We start from the raw sequence: 15,745 nt of genomic DNA, 5'->3' as shown, positions 1-15,745 counted from the left end.
GTTTGAACATCGGCTATCTCTAGTTCTAAAATCGTTCTGTCATCATCAACCACCCCTAACCCCTCCTTTCCAAGGAGGGGAACTAGCTTTTAGTTTTTAGCTCTAGTTTCGTCTGGCTCAACCTGCTACCCCAAACACCCTATGACCCTTTCCCGCCGCGTTGCTTCTTTGCTTACCGGCCTGCTGCTGCTTGCGGCGGGCGGCCATGCCCAAACGCCCCTCGGCCAGCCCACGTTGGAGGAGCGCAAAGTGCAGATCTGGTGCGCTACGGCCAAGTTCGTGTACGAAGACACGGGCCACCCCGAGCTGAAAAGCCAACTGAAATGTGGGGGTCCGCTGAAGGACTTTGCCGGTAGCATCAAGGCTGATGAGCAGCGGGTGTACTCGGCGCTGTACCAGCCGCTGGAGGTGCAGGGCGTGATGTACAAGGGTCTGGGCTCCGACAACTCCCGCCTGCAGACGCTGGTGCGTGAAATTATCAACCGGCTGCGCACCTCGCCCGCCCGCAAGGGCAATGCCGCCCGGCTGGCCGGCGTGACGAAGCTGGAAGCGGCCCTGAAAAACTACCTCGACCAGGGCACGCCCATCGGCGACCTGCCCGCGGCCGAAGCCGCCGCCGAAACCGTTGATACCACCGCCACCACCGACGAGGCCACGGCCGCCGCCCCCGGCGACGCTGGTTTGGACGAGGCGGGCGTGGCTACCCCTACACCAGCCGCGGCATCTGGGGCCGGGGAAAGCCTGATGAACAAGTTTTTTGGCCCTCTGGGGCTGATTCTGGCCCTGTTGAGCCTGGTGCTGTACGCGCTGATGCGCAAGAGCCTCGGGGAGTTTCAGAAGGAGCTGAGCGCCCGCATCGACAAGCGCCGGGACGAAATTCTGGCTCTGCAAACAACGCCCGACAGCAGCGGCAAACCGGCCGAGCGGTTCTCGCCGGCCCAGCTGCGCGAGCTGGAACAATTGATCCAGCAGCGCGTGGAGCAGGAGCTGCAGAAGCGCCCGGCCGCGCCGAAAGCTAACGTAGCTCCCGCCTCTCCGGCCCCGGCTCCGCAACCCGTAGCCCCTGCGCCGCAGCCCGTAGCGCCTGCGCCGGCCCCGGTAGCACCACCCGTGCCGGTGGCAGCGCCCGCGCCGGCTCCGGTACCGCCCACGGCTGCTCCGGCCGCCCCGGTAACCAGCCCCGCCGCCTCGCAGGAGGAGTTCGACAACCTGGTACCGCCCGTGCAGCTGCCAACTGCGCCCGCCGCTACCCCGGTCGTATCCGCCGCCGATCTGCCCCGCACGCGCTACGTGAAGGTGCCCGTAAACGGCGTGTTCAACGAGTACGACTTCTCCGACGAGCCCCAGCACGACAGCATCTACGAGATTCACCTGGACCCGCAGTGGCCCGAGCTGGCTACATTCAGCGTGACGCAGAACCCCGCCGTGCACGCTTACGCCATTCAGAGCGCGCAATATTCCCTGCGCGAAGCCTGCAAGTACCAGCAGCCCGCCGGCCCAGTCACGCGCATCGTGACGGAGGAAGAAGGTGTGCTGCGCAAAGCCGCCGGCGCCTGGCAGATTGAGCAGAAAGCTGCCATCCGGTTTGAGTAACTAAACAGCTAAAAGCTAGTTCCCCTCCTTGGAAAGGAGGGGTTGGGGGTGGTTGATACTCGTTGAACGGTACTAGAGTTAGCTCTAAATACCGTTCTGACGTAAAGTCAACCACCCCTAACCCCTCCTTTCCAAGGAGGGGAACTAGTTTCTAGCGCGTAGCTTCGTAGCCTTATGCTTGAAATCATCCTCGAAGTTCTGGTGGTGACCGTGGTGGTGGGGCTGCAGATTCGCACGTTTCTGCGGACGCGGGCCAATGCCCGGCGACTGGCCGTGCTGTATCCGCCCAAGGAAAGCCTGCGCGTGGAGCACCGCATTGTGCTGCCCGACGGCCGCGACCTGCCCGAATACGCCGCCGACGCCCCGCCCGAATCCTTCGCCTCCAACCTGCTCAAGGCCGAAAACGCCTCGCCCGAGTTCCAGGAAATCCTGCTCGATACCAACGACTACCTGCGCCACAACAAGGGTGCGGCGGCCGATTTTGGCATTCTGAAGGACATTTCGGAGCGGCAGAGCGAGGTGCTGGACAATGCAGTGCAGGCCGAGGTGGCTACGCCGTTGTACCTGGGGTTGCTGGGTACGTTTCTGGGCGTGATTCTGGGCCTCGTGGGCATTGCCCGCAACGGGGTGTCGGATGAAAACGCGCTGACGCCCTTCCTCACCGGCGTGCTTATTGCCATGACGGGCTCCTTCGTGGGGCTGCTGCTCACGCTGCTCGGCAACGGCGTGCTGCGCCAGGCCCGCCACCAGCTCGACCGGCTCCAGAACCAGTATTACACCTTCCTGCAGGCCCGCCTGCTGCCGGTGCTGCACGCCGATATGGCCAGCTCGCTCACCAACCTCAAGTCGGTGCTCGATGCGTTCAACCAGCAGTTTGTGGGCCAAGTGGAGCTGTTCAACCCGCTCATGGAGAAGGTGACGCAGAACATCCGGGTGCAGAGCGACTTCCTGGAGCGCCTCGATACCATCGGATACGACAAGATGGCGGCGGCCAACATCCTGGTGTTTGAGAAGGTGCGCGAGTCGGCGGAAATGTTCAGCGCCTTCACCGGCTACCAGCAGCGCCTCAACGAGATGCTGCAGAGCGGCTACCACTCGGCCGAGGCCGTGAACAGTATTCTGGACCGGCTGCGGGGCTTCGAAAAGGGCATTAACGACCTGGGCCAGTACATCGGCGGCAATAACAACTCGGTGCAGCTGATGCTGGATTTCTTCCAGAAGCACCAACTGGAGCTGCGCAACCTCAAGGACCGCGCCGAGCAGCACATCGACCAGGCCGGCGTGGGCCTCGCCGACGTGATGAACAAGCGCCTGGCCTACAACGAGCGGCAGGCCCAACTGGCCTACGAGAAGTGGCAGCAGTATTTCGAAAAGCTCAACGCCGACAACGTCTTCGAGAAGCTGCTGAAACAGCTGGAGCCCTTCCAGAACCTCAACGTCCAGCAAGCCGACCTCAGCCGCGACGTGACGGCCACCCAGCGCGAGCTCCTGCGCAAAGTGGAAGTCGATTCCCAGATTCAGGCCAAGCTGCTGGCGGAGCTGTCTAACTTAAACACGGTACTGGTGAAAGCCACATCCAAGAACCGTTTCCAGCGGTTTATGGATAAGCTGTTTGGCGGGGTAAAGCCGCAGTAAATCCTCGGCTTACGTTAACGCCACCGTACTGTATGCCTATCTCGACTATTGTGCTTTTTGTTGTAGTCGGGGTTCTTTACCTCGCTATCATAGCGGCCGCTTTTCGTTTTCTATTCCTTCGTTCGCCAAGTAGACACTGGATTAAAATGCTCTCGCGGATCGTAGCATTTATTTTTTTGGTTGTGCTCTGGCCTACTCTGATAGTATGGATTTTGGTTCTTGTGGGAGAAGGTCCATGATTGTGACAGATGATATGAGCTAGGGCTAGAAGCTAGTTCCCCTCCTTGGAAAGGAGGGATTAGGGGTGGTTGATCCGTTGAACGACTCGCTAGCTTTAGTAATCGTCCTGACACACAATCAACCACCCCTAACCCCTCCTTTCCAAGGAGGGGAACTAGCTTCTAGCCCTAATTAATTTCCTTTCCATGAATAACACCACCTCCAACAAACGCCAAAGCAACGACTTCTTCTGGCCCAGTTACGTGGACCTGATGACGTCCTTGTTTGTGGTGATGCTGGTGCTGTTCGTGTACAGCTTCAAGCTGTTCAAGGACCGGGAAGGGGAGCTAAAGCAGGCCAACGGCGAGCTGAAAGCCAAGGCCATCGAGCTGGAGCAGATTACCCGCATCCGGGAGTCGCTGCGGCGACTGGAGGGGCGCTACTTCCGCTACGACCCCCAGAACGAGCGGTACGAGCTGAAGCTGAATGTGCAGTTCAAAGCCGGCCGCGACGAAATTCAGGACAGCTACAAACCGGCGCTGCTGCAGGCCGGCCAGCTGCTGCGGGAGCGGCTGCGCAGCCTCAGCGCCACCAACCAGGGCCAGAACGTGCGCTACCTAGTGATTGTGGAAGGCATGGCCGCCCGCTACCCTCAGGGCGACCCGCGCAACCAGCGCGAGGAGCAGGCTACCTACCAGCTCAGCTACCGCCGGGCCCTCAACCTGCTCAACCTCTGGAAGCAGAATAACCTCAACTTCAGCCAGGACCGCAGCATCGAGCTCATCATCGGCGGCAGCGGCTTCTACGGCACCGGCCGTTACACCGGCCGCCGAGAAGGCGACAACAAACGCTTCCTGATTCAGGTGATTCCGAAGGTGGGGCGGATGTAGAGAGCTGCATAAAAAGGACAAAAGACCGTCATGCTTCGACAAGCTCAGCATGACGGCCTGATGTATACCTGAAAAGTCCAGCTGAATCAGAACTACACCGCCTGCAGCCGCGGCTTCTTCTTCTTGGTTTTGTTTCGGCGGCCCCACCAGATGATGGTGCCGGTGACGGGTAGGCTGGCGCAGATCAGGCTCACCAGAAAGGCCACGAGCTTGCCGCCGAAGCCTAGGATCTGGCCCACGTGCAGGTCGTAGTTCATATCGGAGAGCTTGGTGCCGGCGCTTTTGCTGTTGTGGAAGCGGGTTTCCAGCAGCTGGCCTGATACCGGGTGGAAGGCGTACTCGTCGCGGTGATAGTAGTGCAGGGCTTTCTGGTAGGTCCAGCAGAAGGCGGGGTCTTTGCCCATGCCGGTGGGACCCAGCAGAATCATCTCGTGGGTGGGGGAGAGGCGGCGCGCCGTGCGGTACACGATATCGGGCAGGGGCTGGACGGTGGCGGTAGCGGACTGCAGCGTATCGAGCTTGGTTTTCATGATTTCCTGCGGAGCCGGCCGGCCGCCATCCACCGCCAGCACCAGCGGCTCCAACAGCCACGGATACAGCATAAACAGCCCCGATAGCGCCAGCACCAGCCCGATGCTGGCCGCGTAGAAGCCCAGCACGTTGTGCAAATCATAGTTCACGCGCCGCCAGCGGGCTCCCCACTTGATGGTGAAGCGCTGTTTTCGTTCCTGCTTGCGCTTGGGCCACCACAGCACCAGGCCCGTGAGCAGCATCACCACAAACACGCTCACGCCGCCGCCTACCACCCACTTCGCCACCGCCTCGGGCAGCAGCAGGTGCATGTGAATTTCCTGCACGATGGTGAAGAAGTGTGTGCGCAAATCCAACTCGTGCAGCACCCGGCCGGTGTAGGGGTTCAGGTACACCTGCGTGGGCGCGCCGCTTTTATCGGTGAAAAACACCGTGGCCGAGCGCTCCGGCCCGAAATACGTGACCCAGGTGGAAGCGGCATCCACGCCCGGGTGCCGGGCAAGCGCTGCGGCCTGCAGCTGCGAAGGCAGTACCGGCGCGGTGGCTTGGGCTTCTACCTTGCGCCACGGTTCCGTCAGGTCCCGGATATCGTCCTGAAATACGAACAGGGCCCCCGTTAGACTCACGATGAACACAATCAGCCCCGAGGCCAGCCCCAGCCACAGGTGCAGCTTCCCGACGGTTTTCTTGAACGTGCTCATGGGTGCAAAGCAAGAACGCCTGTCATTCCGAGCGAAGCGAGGAATCTGAGGTGATTATCAGAAGACAAACCCAGATTCTTCGCTTCGCTCGGAATGACAGTTGTAAGATTTAGAACTTGTACGAAACGCTGCCGATGATACTGCGCAGCTTCTGTGGGTTCATAGTGGTGTAGCCGGTCCAGTACTGCTTGTCGGTGAGGTTGTCCACCTTGGCCGAAATGCGGTATTTGGGCTGGTCGTAGAACACGGAGGCGTTCAGAACGGTGTAGCTGGGCAGCGTAAATACGTTCAGAGTGGTGTTTTGAATACGGTTTTCGCTGGCGTAGTTGCCCCCGAATCCCGCGCCCAGGCCCTTCAGCACGCCTTCGGGCTGGCGGTAGCTCACCCAGGCGTTGGCCAGGTACGGCGAGGAGGCCGTGTTGGGGCGGCGGCCGTTTTCTATTTCGCTGGCATTCTTCCACTCTGAGTGGTTGTAGGCGAATCCAGCCACCATATTCAGGCCCGCTACGGGGTTGGCCGTCAGGTTCAGCTCCACACCCCGGCTCAGCTGGGTGCCGTTCTGGGTTTGCGCGTTCGGAATACCGTCGTTGGCCCCCGGGGCGCTGTCCGGCACAGGCGTGGAGCGCAGCAAATCCTGCACCTGAATATCGTAGTAGCTGACCGTGGCGCTAACCCGGCCCCCGGCCGCGTCCAGCTTCACGCCGCCTTCCCACTGGTTAGCCTGTTCTACTTTAGCGGTCCGTGTCTGGCTGTTTACATCAAGGTAGGCACCGTCGGTGGGGTTCTTGAAGCTGTTCTGATAGTTGGCAAATACTGCCACCCGGTCTTTCACCGGCTGGTACACCACCCCAAATTTCGGGGATAGTGCCGTTTGCGAGTACGCCTGGTTGGCGCCGTAATAGATGCCGCCTTTGTTGTCGAAGTGGTCGAGGCGCAGGGCGGCCAGCAGGCTCAGCTTGTCGGTCAGGTTCAGCACATCCGAGAAGAAGGCGCTGTACGTGTTCGACTTAGTGGTAACCAAGTAGTGAGCCGGCGGCGTTTTGGCGTACAGCGCGGCCAGGCTGGTGCCGTTGAACGTGCGGTAGTTGTAGCCCGGCACATTTACCACCGGCACGGCATCGAAGCCTCCGCCCAGGAAGTTCACGTCGGCATCAATGCGCAGGAAATCCAGGCCGAATACCACCCGGTTGCGCAGATTGCCGATGTTGAAATCCCCGTTGAACAACTGCTGGACCTCCCAAATCTGCCGCTGGCTGTTTTGGGTTGATTGGTCGGCGCGCGACAGGGTAACCGCTTTGGTAATGGTATCGGCCGGGTTCAGGTAGAAGTACGGGCCCGCACCGTTGGAAAAGCTGTGGCTGCTGGTGAGGTAGGTGGTGGAAGTGAAGCCGGGCGAAATGCGGTACTGTACCTGCCCAAACAGGTTAGTGCTGCGCGAGTCCTGCACCAGCCCTTCCCCAATGTACGACTGCCGGTAATCCAGCGGAGCCTTATCGGCACGGTCAAAGCCGAGTTGGGCAGAAGGGAAGTAGAAGAAGATAATCTGCTTGCCCACGCCCCGGCCTTTATAGATTTCGGCGTCCAGGTTCACCGTCAGCCGGTCGGAGGGGCGCCACTGCAGGCTAGGCGCCACCGCCAGGTTCTTGTTGAAGCCGGTATAGCCCTTGTTCTGGAAGTTGTCCTCGTAGGTGTGGGCCGTGTTCAGGCGGAACGCCAGCGTTTTGGGCTGATCGGTGGGCGTGTTCTGGTCCACCAGGTTCACGTCGGCCGATACGCGGTGGAAGCCGTAGCTGCCGGCCGCTACCGTGGCCTCGCCCCCAAACGTATCCTGGGGTTTCTTCGTCACGCGGTTGAGCAGGCCGCCGTACGAAGTCAGAGCCGAGCCGAACAGCGTAGCGGAGGGACCTTTGATAACCTCCAGCTTTTCCAGGTTGGCCGCGTCAATGTCGCCGGTTACGTTGCCCGCCACGCCGTTACGCAGCTGGCTCGATACCACAAAGCCCCGTGAGGCGTAAAAAGCCCCCCCGTCGCCGCCCCGGCCGGTAGCGTCCCACATTTTCTGCAGGCCAGGCACGTTGCGGGTGGCATCGTCCACGGTGAATACCAGCTGCTCCGTCAGCAACTCCTTACCCACGGTGGCGTACACCTGCGGGTTTTCCAGGTTGCTGAGTGGCATCTTGTTCACGTCTACGCTATTCGGGCGGTTGAACTTATTGGTGCGGTTGCCGCTGATAACTACTTCCTTGAGTTGCTGGGCGTTTTCAGTCAGCGCGAAATCCACCGTAGCACTCTGGCCAGGTTCCACCGTCACGGCCTTCTCCTCGCTTTTGAGGCCCACCGCCGAAATCACCAGCGTGTACTGCCCGGGCCGGACCCGCTCAATCACATACTCACCTTTGTTGTTTGTAATGGCTCCCTGGCTGCGCCCCTTCAACCCTACGGTTACGGCTTCGGCCGGGCTGCCATCGGAAGTAGTAACGCGGCCCCGGATGGCAGCGTTTTGTTGCGCCTGCACCGAAAGGGCGCACGCCAGCACGGTAGAAGTCAGGCCCAGGAAGCGAAGATTCAACATGGTGTGTATTTGTTTAGAATCGGTCTAAAGTGATGCAAAGGAACACCAGGAATTTTATTTAGAAAAGTTCTTAATTAAATTTAATGTGGCTACATCAACGCGTGACCAGCGAGGAAGGAGAGTGAAAGAGTCGGGCAGAAAGGCTAATCTGCGGTGAGTGTCAACTATCTTCGGCCCTTCCCCGCTATTCCCACCCCATGCAAAAACTTGCGTTTCCCGTAGTAGCCCTGGTGGCGCTGGCTTCGTGCCGCTCCACTCAGTCGCAGGCCCCGGCCGCGGCCCCTACTGCCGTTTCTACTTCCACCTCCGCTTCCGTGCAATACCCGCAAACCAAAAAAACCGATCAGAAGGACGATTATTTCGGCACTGTGGTGGCCGACCCGTACCGTTGGCTTGAAGACCTGGACTCGCCCGATACCAAAGCCTGGGTAACGGCCGAGAATAAAGTCACCTTCGGCTACCTGGAGCAGATTCCGTTCCGCGACAAAATCCGGGAGCGACTCACCAAAATGTGGAACTACGAGCGGTTTGGTATCCCGCAGCAGGAAGGCAATCAGCTGTATTTCAGCAAGAACGATGGCCTGCAGAACCAGGCAGTGCTCTACACTCAGCAGGATGGGCAGGAAGGTCAGCCGGATCTGCTGCTCGACCCCAACAAGTTCTCGGCCGATGGTACCACCGCCCTGATGGGCACCTACTTCTCCAACGACCACCGCCACATGGCCTATGCCACCAGCGGCGGCGGCTCCGACTGGCAGCAGCTGAAAGTGCTGGACCTGAAAACCCGCCAGCCCCTCACGGATGAGCTGCAGTGGGTGAAGGTATCGGGGGCGGCCTGGTACAAGGACGGCTTCTTCTACAGCCGCTACGATGCGCCCAAGGCCGGCCAGAACCAGCTTTCCGGCAAAAATGAGTACCACAAGGTGTACTACCACCAACTCGGCAATCCCCAGAGCCAGGATAAGTTGGTGTACGAAGACCACAAGATGGCGCTGGGCTTCCGCACCGTGGGCACCACCGAGGACGAGCGGTTTCTGGTGCTCTACCTCACCGACGGCAAAGCCGATGGCAACCGCCTGCTGGTGCGCGACCTGACCGACCCCAAGCAGGCTAACAGCTTCACGCCCATCATCAACAGCTACGAGGACAACAACTCGGTAATCGGCAACGTGGGCGGCAGCCTGCTGGTGCAAACCAACTACAAAGCGCCCAACTACCGCGTGGTGCTCATCGACCCGAAAAAGCCCCAGGAGGCCAACTGGAAAGAGGTGCTGCCCGAAACCGAGCAGAAGCTGGAAGGCGTGGACCACGTGGGCGGCTACCTGGTGGCCTCGTACTTGAAGGACGCCAGCAGCCTGATTAAAGTATACACCGAGAAAGGCGAGTTCAAGCACGATGTAGCGCTGCCGGCCATCGGTACGGCCTCGGGCTTCGGGGGCAAGCGGGATTCCAAGGAGCTGTACTATGCCTTCACCTCGTTTACCTACCCGACCACCATTTACAAGTACAACCTGGCCACCAATACCAGCACCGTGTTCCGGGCCCCGAGCGTGGATGTGAAGCCGGCGGATTACGTAACCACCCAGGTGTTTTACAAGAGCAAGGACGGTACGAAGGTGCCCATGTTCATCGTCCACAAGAAAGGCGTGAAGCTGGACGGACAGAACCCTACGTATCTGTATGCCTACGGCGGCTTTAACATCTCGCTTACGCCGGGCTTCTCGGTGGCCCGCATGCTGTGGTTGGAAAACGGCGGCGTGCTGGCTATTCCGAACCTACGGGGCGGCGGTGAGTATGGCGAAAAGTGGCACCAGGCCGGTATGACGCCCAACAAGCAGAACGTGTTCGACGACTTTATTGCCGCCGCTGAATATCTGAAAGTGCAGGGCTACACCAGCACCGAGAAGCTGGCCATGGCCGGCGGCTCCAACGGCGGCCTGCTGGTAGGCGCCACCATGACCCAGCGCCCCGACCTGTGCGGCGTGGCCTTCCCCGCCGTGGGTGTGATGGACATGCTGCGCTACCAGAAATTCACCATCGGCTGGAACTGGGCCCCCGAGTATGGCACCAGTGACAACTACGCGCAGTTTCAGAACCTGTACAAGTTCTCGCCCCTGCACAACCTGAAGCCGGCTGCCTACCCCGCCACCATGATTACCACCGCCGACCACGACGACCGGGTAGTGCCGGCGCACTCCTTCAAGTTTGCCGCCGCTCTGCAGGAAGCCAACAACGGTTCCAAGCCCCAACTCATCCGGGTGGATGTGAATGCCGGCCACGGCGCGGGCAAAAGCACCAAGCTCCAGATTGAGGAGTGGGCCGACGTCTGGTCCTTCGCCTTCTATAACATGGGCGTGAATCCGTACGGCAAATAAGTTGCTGGTTTCTGATTGCTAGTTGCTAGTTGTTAGAGTGGACCAACAACTAGCAACCAGAAACTAGAAACCAGCAACTCTTTTGCCGTATCTTCGCGGCCGCAACTCCCGTAATTGCCTCTGGCTATTTGCTTTCAGATATGAAAAAAACGCTCCTTTTCGGCCTTTTGGCAGCTTCCATGCTGTCCGTTGCTTCGTGCAAAAACCCCGACGTACGCTCGGATGAGGATGTAGCCTCCAAGCCGCTTGAGTACCCTGCCCCCGTAGATACTACCGGTGGTAAAAAAGCGCCCGAAAACGCGGCTACCCGCGAAGTCAACGCTGCAAATGCTACCGAAGACATCAAAAAAATGCAGCCGGTAATGTAATTGCCATAAGCATTGAACATGAGTATGGAACAGTGAAAAATGAGCAACGGCCCCGGGCAGTTGCTCATTTTTCTTTCCAGTAGCGCGTAGCAGGCCTCACTCGCCTCCCGTACATTCACTACTCACTACTCACTACTCACTACTCACTACTCACTACTCACTACTCACTACCATGACTATCCGCCGGGGCCGGGAGGCCGATTTGCCGCAGGTGCTGGCCCTGATTCAGGAGTTGGCCGAATACGAGAAAGCGCCGCAGGAAGTAACCAACACTCTGGCCGACATGCAGCGCGACGGGTTCGGGCCCAACCCGATTTTCGGCTTTTTCGTGGCCGAGCAGCCCAATGGGACCATCGTGGGAATTTCCCTGTTCTACACGGCCTACTCTACCTGGAAAGGGCGGATGTTATACCTGGAGGACTTGGTGGTGACGGAAAGCCTGCGCGGTACGGGATTGGGTAAAAAGCTGTTTGATGCGGTAGTAGCTGAAGCCCGGCGCACCGGGGCCCAGCGCCTGAAGTGGCAGGTACTGGAATGGAACGAGCCGGCCATCGGGTTTTACAAGCGCGTGGGTGCCAACCTTGACCCCGAGTGGCACAACGGCAACCTCTCCGCCGAGCAGCTCACCGCCTACCCCTGCGACGCCGCCATTGAAGCCGCCGTGCAGGCGTAAACTGCCCAGGAAAGCCTATAAATGTACAATACAGTCATTCCTATTTGCCAAGTAATGACTGTCTTTCTAGCTGTTAAGGCAATAAAAAAGGCCGCCCATACAGGCGGCCTTTTTTATCAATCGAGTGGTATTATTCCACCACCTCCAGCATGGTGCGGAAGGAGGCATAGCGGCCGGCAAAGTGCTTTTCTACTTCATTGCGCAGAGCGGGGGCCGCTACCTGCTGGTATTCCTCCAGCTGGTCGAGACTCACGCAGTAATACTGCGCAGCGTACGTAATACCGTTGTTTTCCTCGTTAAGCAGGCGGCAGAGCTGACTTTTCACGAAAAAGCCGGTAGCCATTACCTCCGGAATGTGGGTTTCCTGCATAAAGCTGACCCACTGGTCTTCAATTTCGGGGTCGAGGCTGGTGGTGACGTTGTATAGAATCATAGTTGTTGGGGGCTGGGATGATAGTCTGCCAACGGCAGGGTGCGAATTGAACCAACACAAAAATCGGCCAAAAAATCCACGACCCCGAACTTTGCCTGCACTGTTAAGGTCTCAGAATCGAATTCGGGCTAGTACCTCACACCCGCAGGTGGTCGAATTGAAACTCTTGAATCCGAGCCTGAATATCCTTGGATGAAAGTTTTTCGCGGATGGCCACCTGCACCAGACCCGGCAGCTCGGCGTCGCCGGCAAAGCGCAAACCCAGGATCTGGCTCATACTGAGCTGGGCTTCCAATGGTCGCAGGCTCTGGCCGGTAATTTCAAAGTACCGCTGGCGTACTTCCAGCCGAATCAGCCGATCCTGCAGCTGCAACGCGTAGTGCTGCCGCATCATAACCAGCACGCCCAGGCCTACCACGGCCAGCAGCATCACAGTAAACCACAGCCGTGAAATTTCATCGTCGGAGCCGGCTACCGCCAGGTAGCGCCGGATACCATAGCCGGCCAGAATAAGAGCAGCCGGTAGCAGCACAAAGTGGTGCCACGGGTAATACATCGGCTTGTTTTGGGTGGGCTGATCAGCCATTGGAGGAAGAGTATAAAAGTGAATACAGGTAGAAGCAATACGCAAAAACTCCGACCAGGGGCCGGAGTTTTTGAGAACGAAACAGTACGTTAGAAGGCCAACATCCGGGTTACATTTTAGAGGCCTTCTTGGCTTCGCGGGCTTTGCGCTTCTCGTCACGCGCGGCTTGCTTGGCGGCCGACTCCTGACGGCTGGCTTCCTTGGCCACGTCGCGCTGGCGTTTGAGCTCGATTTTTTGCTCTTTCATCTGGCGCTTCTGCTCACGCATAGCGTTTTCCTGGTCGCGGAGCTGGGCTTTGGTCTGGTCGACGCTGCTGCGGCTGGCGGCCGTTTCCTGCTTGCGGGCTTCGAGGGCGGCTTTGGCTTCGGCGGCGCGCTGCTGCTGCATCTGCAGACGGGCCTGCGTGGAATCAACTACCTGGGCCTGGGCGTGGCGGCCACTCAGGGCGAGGGCGGCTACGGCTACTACAACAAGAATCTTTTTCATGGATAAGGGCGGATTTCGATGGGAAATCCGCCCCTAGTACGAAGCTCGGCGGTAAGGGTTGGCAGCTGCGTCCGTTTATTCTTCCACGTAGTCCAGGTCTTTACCGAAACTCTCGGGCAGGGTGCTCACCGCCCAGAAGGCAATCAGCAGCGACACGCCCCCCACCACGGCCCCGGACCCGATGCGGTTGGGAGTGCCGGGCTGGCCCAGGGCGGCGGCCAGGTACTGGAAGATGGGCACCAGCAGCACCACCGAGCCCCGGGCAAAGTTGGGGGCCGTAGTAGCCACCGTGGCCCGCAGGTTGGTGCCGAACTGCTCGGCCGCCACCGTCACGAACAAGGCCCAGAAGCCCACCGCAATGCCCAGCACGAAGCACACCGCGTAGAAGGCCGTGGGCGAGGCCCCGCGCAGCCCAAACAGGTACACGCCCACCATCACGGCGCAGAACACCAGAAACACCTGCAGCGCCCGGTTGCGGCTGCGCAGCAGCTGGCTGAGCGTGCCGCTGGCAAAGTCGCCAAACACCAGCCCGAAATAGCACCAGAACACGCCCAGGCCCGCCGTTACCGGCCCGGTAATACCCAGGGCTTTGCCGAACTCGGGGGTGAGCGTAATCAGAATGCCTACCACAAACCACAACGGTACCCCAATGAGCAGGCATTTGAGGTAGCGGGTCAGGCGTGGGCCGTTGGTAAACAGGGCAAAGAAGTTGCCCCGCTCCACCTCGCTCTTTTTAGCCTGCTCAAACATGCCCGACTCGTACACGCCCACGCGCAAAGCCAGCAATGCCAGCCCCAGCCCGCCGCCCACGAAGTAGGCGTTGCGCCAGCCAAACTTGTCGCCCACCCAGTAAGCCAGCATAGCGCCCGATACGCCCACGGTGGCCACAATCATGGTGCCGTAGCCGCGCTTTTCCTTGGGCAGGGTTTCCGATACCAGCGTGATACCCGCCCCTAGCTCGCCGGCCAGCCCGATGCCGGCAATCAGCCGCAGCCAGGCATACTGCTCAATGGTTTGCACGAAGCCGTTGGCAATGTTGGCCAGCGAGTAAATCAGGATAGAGCCGAACAGCACCGACAGCCGGCCTTTCTTGTCGCCGAGCACCCCCCACAAAATACCACCAAGCAGCATGCCGGTCATCTGCATGTTGATAAGGTAGAGGCCTTGGTTGGTAATTTGATCAGGATCTGTAATTCCCAGATCCTTCAGGCTAGCCACGCGCACAATGCTGAACAGAATCAGGTCGTAGATGTCCACGAAGTAGCCTAGGGCGGCTACCACCACAATGGCGCTCAGCAGGCCGGTGGTTTTGGGAGGGAGAGTAGGAGAAGTAGCGGGTTTCATGCGGGAAGGGAATTTGGGACCCGCAGATTACGAAGATTTACTTGCTCTTCAACTCCAGATACTGCCTGCTGCACTGTTTGATGATTCTTTCCGCTTCATCAAACTCCATCCAGCCTGCATCGTAGGTTCCTGTCGTTGTACCAGTGACCTGAAACCCGAAGGCATCTGCTTGCAGCATGGCTGATATATCCACGGCGCTAACGTCGGTTGTTTCGGAAACGGAAAAGCTCCATTCATGCCAGCGGGCGTGGAAATAGAAGGGCTGGGAAGCAACGGTACCTTCTGCCTGAATTGGACAATAGCCTTCTAACGTCCCCATAAGCTGGATGCTTTCGTCGGTCAGAATGCGTCTGTATTCTCGCTCCATGGCCTTTATTGCACTTGCTCATCACAGCAGCCGTGGGCACCCATGGCCGGGAACTCGTCTTCCAGTTGCACGGTGCAGTGGCGGATGTTGAACTCGTGCTGCAGGTCGTGCTGGAGGTTACGCAGGAACTGGTTGCCGTTGTCGCCGTTGGGGCGCACCAGGTGTACCGTCAGGGCGGTGTCCTGGGTGCTGAGGGGCCAGATGTGCAGGTCGTGGAGGCCGGTGACGCCGGGGCGGGCCAGCAGCCAGCGGCGTACGGCCGCTACCTCAATGCCGGCCGGAGCCGCCTGCAGGCCCAGCCGCACGGTTTCGCGCAGCAGCCCCCAGGAACTGTAGCCCACCACGGCCAGAATGATGAAGCTGATGGCCGGGTCGAGCCAGAGCCAGCCGGTGAAGTACACCAGCGCTCCGCCCACCACCACGCCCACCGATACCAGCATATCCGTCAGCATGTGCAGGTACGCGCCGCGCACGTTCACGTCGCCTTTCTGCCCGCTCCGAAACAGCCAGGCTGTGAAGCCGTTGATGAGAATGCCCAGCCCGGCCAAGCCCATCACCACCGGCCCGTTTACCGGGGCCGGGTGACGCAGGTGGTCGATGGTATCCCACAGAATAAAACCCAACGCCAGGTACAGCAGGGCCGCGTTCAGCAGCGCCGCCTGAATGGTAGCGCCCCGATAGCCGTAGGTGTACTGCTCGGAGGCGCGGCGCTTGGCCAGCAGGGTAGCACCCCAGGCCAGGGCGAGGCTCAGCACATCACTCAGGTTGTGGCCCGCATCGGAGAGCAGGGCCGAGGAGTTGGCCCACAGGCCCCCGGCCGCTTCGCCGGCTACAAACAGCAAGTTCAGGGCAATGCCCCACCCGAAAGCCTTGCTGAAATTACCGTCGGCGGGCGGGCCATGATGGTGGTGGGCGTGGTCGGAGTCGGAGTGTGCGTGTGCCATTGCCGGGAGTGTACGCACGAAAGGCGG

At 59.6% G+C, this 15,745-nt stretch carries 14 protein-coding genes; 6 read left to right on the top strand and 8 right to left on the bottom strand.

Features of this window, described 5'->3' with window-relative positions; all coding sequences use genetic code 11:
* The first annotated feature begins 141 nt into the window (after positions 1–141).
* The 3 genes from EI291_RS08210 (at position 142) to EI291_RS08200 (ending at position 4,337) form a co-directional block, all read left to right on the top strand.
* A complete protein-coding gene (locus tag EI291_RS08210) occupies positions 142–1,593 on the top strand; it encodes a hypothetical protein (protein WP_125419321.1) in 1,452 nt (483 codons plus the stop codon).
* A gap of 174 nt (positions 1,594–1,767) precedes the next feature.
* Entirely contained in the window at positions 1,768–3,228 is a 1,461-nt protein-coding gene (locus EI291_RS08205) for a BAR domain-containing protein (RefSeq protein WP_125419320.1), read from the top strand.
* 425 nt (positions 3,229–3,653) lie between these two features.
* A complete protein-coding gene (locus EI291_RS08200; protein WP_125419319.1) occupies positions 3,654–4,337 on the top strand; it encodes a hypothetical protein in 684 nt (227 codons plus the stop codon).
* 92 nt (positions 4,338–4,429) lie between these two features.
* Here EI291_RS08200 and EI291_RS08195 read toward each other — a convergent pair whose 3' ends face one another.
* Together EI291_RS08195 and EI291_RS08190 are read right to left on the bottom strand one after the other, a co-directional pair.
* The gene (locus EI291_RS08195) at positions 4,430–5,569 is read right to left on the bottom strand and encodes a PepSY-associated TM helix domain-containing protein (protein ID WP_125419318.1); all 1,140 of its coding nucleotides are present in this window, start codon (positions 5,567–5,569) and stop codon (positions 4,430–4,432) included.
* A 109-nt stretch (positions 5,570–5,678) separates the two neighbouring features.
* Positions 5,679–8,141, bottom strand: coding sequence for a TonB-dependent receptor (locus tag EI291_RS08190; protein WP_125419317.1), 2,463 nt, complete (start codon positions 8,139–8,141; stop codon positions 5,679–5,681).
* 197 nt (positions 8,142–8,338) lie between these two features.
* On the opposite strand from EI291_RS08190, the gene EI291_RS08185 reads away from it, so the two are divergent.
* The 3 genes from EI291_RS08185 to EI291_RS08175 all read left to right on the top strand — a co-directional run bounded on the left by EI291_RS08185 (position 8,339) and on the right by EI291_RS08175 (position 11,557).
* Positions 8,339–10,516 carry a prolyl oligopeptidase family serine peptidase gene (locus EI291_RS08185; RefSeq protein WP_125419316.1) on the top strand — a complete coding sequence of 726 codons (2,178 nt, stop codon included), beginning with the start codon at positions 8,339–8,341 and terminating at the stop codon, positions 10,514–10,516.
* 140 nt (positions 10,517–10,656) lie between these two features.
* Positions 10,657–10,884: a hypothetical protein gene (locus EI291_RS08180; RefSeq protein ID WP_125419315.1), complete on the top strand. Its 228-nt coding sequence runs from the start codon at positions 10,657–10,659 to the stop codon at positions 10,882–10,884.
* Positions 10,885–11,056: 172 nt separating this feature from the next.
* The gene (locus EI291_RS08175) at positions 11,057–11,557 is read left to right on the top strand and encodes a GNAT family N-acetyltransferase (protein WP_125419314.1); all 501 of its coding nucleotides are present in this window, start codon (positions 11,057–11,059) and stop codon (positions 11,555–11,557) included.
* Between the two features lie 130 nt (positions 11,558–11,687).
* Here EI291_RS08175 and EI291_RS08170 read toward each other — a convergent pair whose 3' ends face one another.
* The 6 genes from EI291_RS08170 to EI291_RS08145 all read right to left on the bottom strand — a co-directional run bounded on the left by EI291_RS08170 (position 11,688) and on the right by EI291_RS08145 (position 15,718).
* Entirely contained in the window at positions 11,688–11,990 is a 303-nt protein-coding gene (locus EI291_RS08170) for a DUF4286 family protein (RefSeq protein ID WP_125419313.1), read from the bottom strand.
* 136 nt (positions 11,991–12,126) lie between these two features.
* Positions 12,127–12,576: a DUF6526 family protein gene (locus EI291_RS08165; RefSeq protein ID WP_125419312.1), complete on the bottom strand. Its 450-nt coding sequence runs from the start codon at positions 12,574–12,576 to the stop codon at positions 12,127–12,129.
* A 109-nt stretch (positions 12,577–12,685) separates the two neighbouring features.
* A complete protein-coding gene (locus EI291_RS08160; RefSeq protein WP_125419311.1) occupies positions 12,686–13,063 on the bottom strand; it encodes a hypothetical protein in 378 nt (125 codons plus the stop codon).
* A gap of 75 nt (positions 13,064–13,138) precedes the next feature.
* Positions 13,139–14,407: an MFS transporter gene (locus tag EI291_RS08155; protein WP_125419310.1), complete on the bottom strand. Its 1,269-nt coding sequence runs from the start codon at positions 14,405–14,407 to the stop codon at positions 13,139–13,141.
* A gap of 37 nt (positions 14,408–14,444) precedes the next feature.
* Positions 14,445–14,774, bottom strand: coding sequence for a hypothetical protein (locus tag EI291_RS08150; RefSeq protein ID WP_125419309.1), 330 nt, complete (start codon positions 14,772–14,774; stop codon positions 14,445–14,447).
* Positions 14,775–14,779: 5 nt separating this feature from the next.
* On the bottom strand, positions 14,780–15,718 hold the full coding sequence (locus EI291_RS08145) for a cation diffusion facilitator family transporter (RefSeq protein WP_125419308.1): 939 nt from the start codon (positions 15,716–15,718) through the stop codon (positions 14,780–14,782).
* Between the last annotated feature and the right edge of the window lie 27 nt (positions 15,719–15,745).

Source organism: Hymenobacter rigui, assembly GCF_003944715.1.
Classification (GTDB): Bacteria; Bacteroidota; Bacteroidia; order Cytophagales; family Hymenobacteraceae; genus Hymenobacter; species Hymenobacter rigui.
Note: the sequence above shows the minus strand (reverse complement) of the source record. Positions and strands in the feature narration are given on the sequence as shown.

What these genes read in the sequence shown, in the direction of transcription:
- EI291_RS08205 (WP_125419320.1), top strand. Translation starts at nt 1,768, where the DNA reads ATGCTTGAAATCATCCTCGAAGTTCTGGTGGTGACCGTGGTGGTGGGG.
- EI291_RS08185 (WP_125419316.1), top strand. Translation starts at nt 8,339, where the DNA reads ATGCAAAAACTTGCGTTTCCCGTAGTAGCCCTGGTGGCGCTGGCTTCG.
- EI291_RS08195 (WP_125419318.1), bottom strand. Translation starts at nt 5,569, where the DNA reads ATGAGCACGTTCAAGAAAACCGTCGGGAAGCTGCACCTGTGGCTGGGG.
- EI291_RS08155 (WP_125419310.1), bottom strand. Translation starts at nt 14,407, where the DNA reads ATGAAACCCGCTACTTCTCCTACTCTCCCTCCCAAAACCACCGGCCTG.
- EI291_RS08190 (WP_125419317.1), bottom strand. Translation starts at nt 8,141, where the DNA reads ATGTTGAATCTTCGCTTCCTGGGCCTGACTTCTACCGTGCTGGCGTGC.
- EI291_RS08175 (WP_125419314.1), top strand. Translation starts at nt 11,057, where the DNA reads ATGACTATCCGCCGGGGCCGGGAGGCCGATTTGCCGCAGGTGCTGGCC.
- EI291_RS08150 (WP_125419309.1), bottom strand. Translation starts at nt 14,774, where the DNA reads ATGGAGCGAGAATACAGACGCATTCTGACCGACGAAAGCATCCAGCTT.
- EI291_RS08160 (WP_125419311.1), bottom strand. Translation starts at nt 13,063, where the DNA reads ATGAAAAAGATTCTTGTTGTAGTAGCCGTAGCCGCCCTCGCCCTGAGT.
- EI291_RS08165 (WP_125419312.1), bottom strand. Translation starts at nt 12,576, where the DNA reads ATGGCTGATCAGCCCACCCAAAACAAGCCGATGTATTACCCGTGGCAC.
- EI291_RS08180 (WP_125419315.1), top strand. Translation starts at nt 10,657, where the DNA reads ATGAAAAAAACGCTCCTTTTCGGCCTTTTGGCAGCTTCCATGCTGTCC.
- EI291_RS08210 (WP_125419321.1), top strand. Translation starts at nt 142, where the DNA reads ATGACCCTTTCCCGCCGCGTTGCTTCTTTGCTTACCGGCCTGCTGCTG.
- EI291_RS08200 (WP_125419319.1), top strand. Translation starts at nt 3,654, where the DNA reads ATGAATAACACCACCTCCAACAAACGCCAAAGCAACGACTTCTTCTGG.
- EI291_RS08145 (WP_125419308.1), bottom strand. Translation starts at nt 15,718, where the DNA reads ATGGCACACGCACACTCCGACTCCGACCACGCCCACCACCATCATGGC.
- EI291_RS08170 (WP_125419313.1), bottom strand. Translation starts at nt 11,990, where the DNA reads ATGATTCTATACAACGTCACCACCAGCCTCGACCCCGAAATTGAAGAC.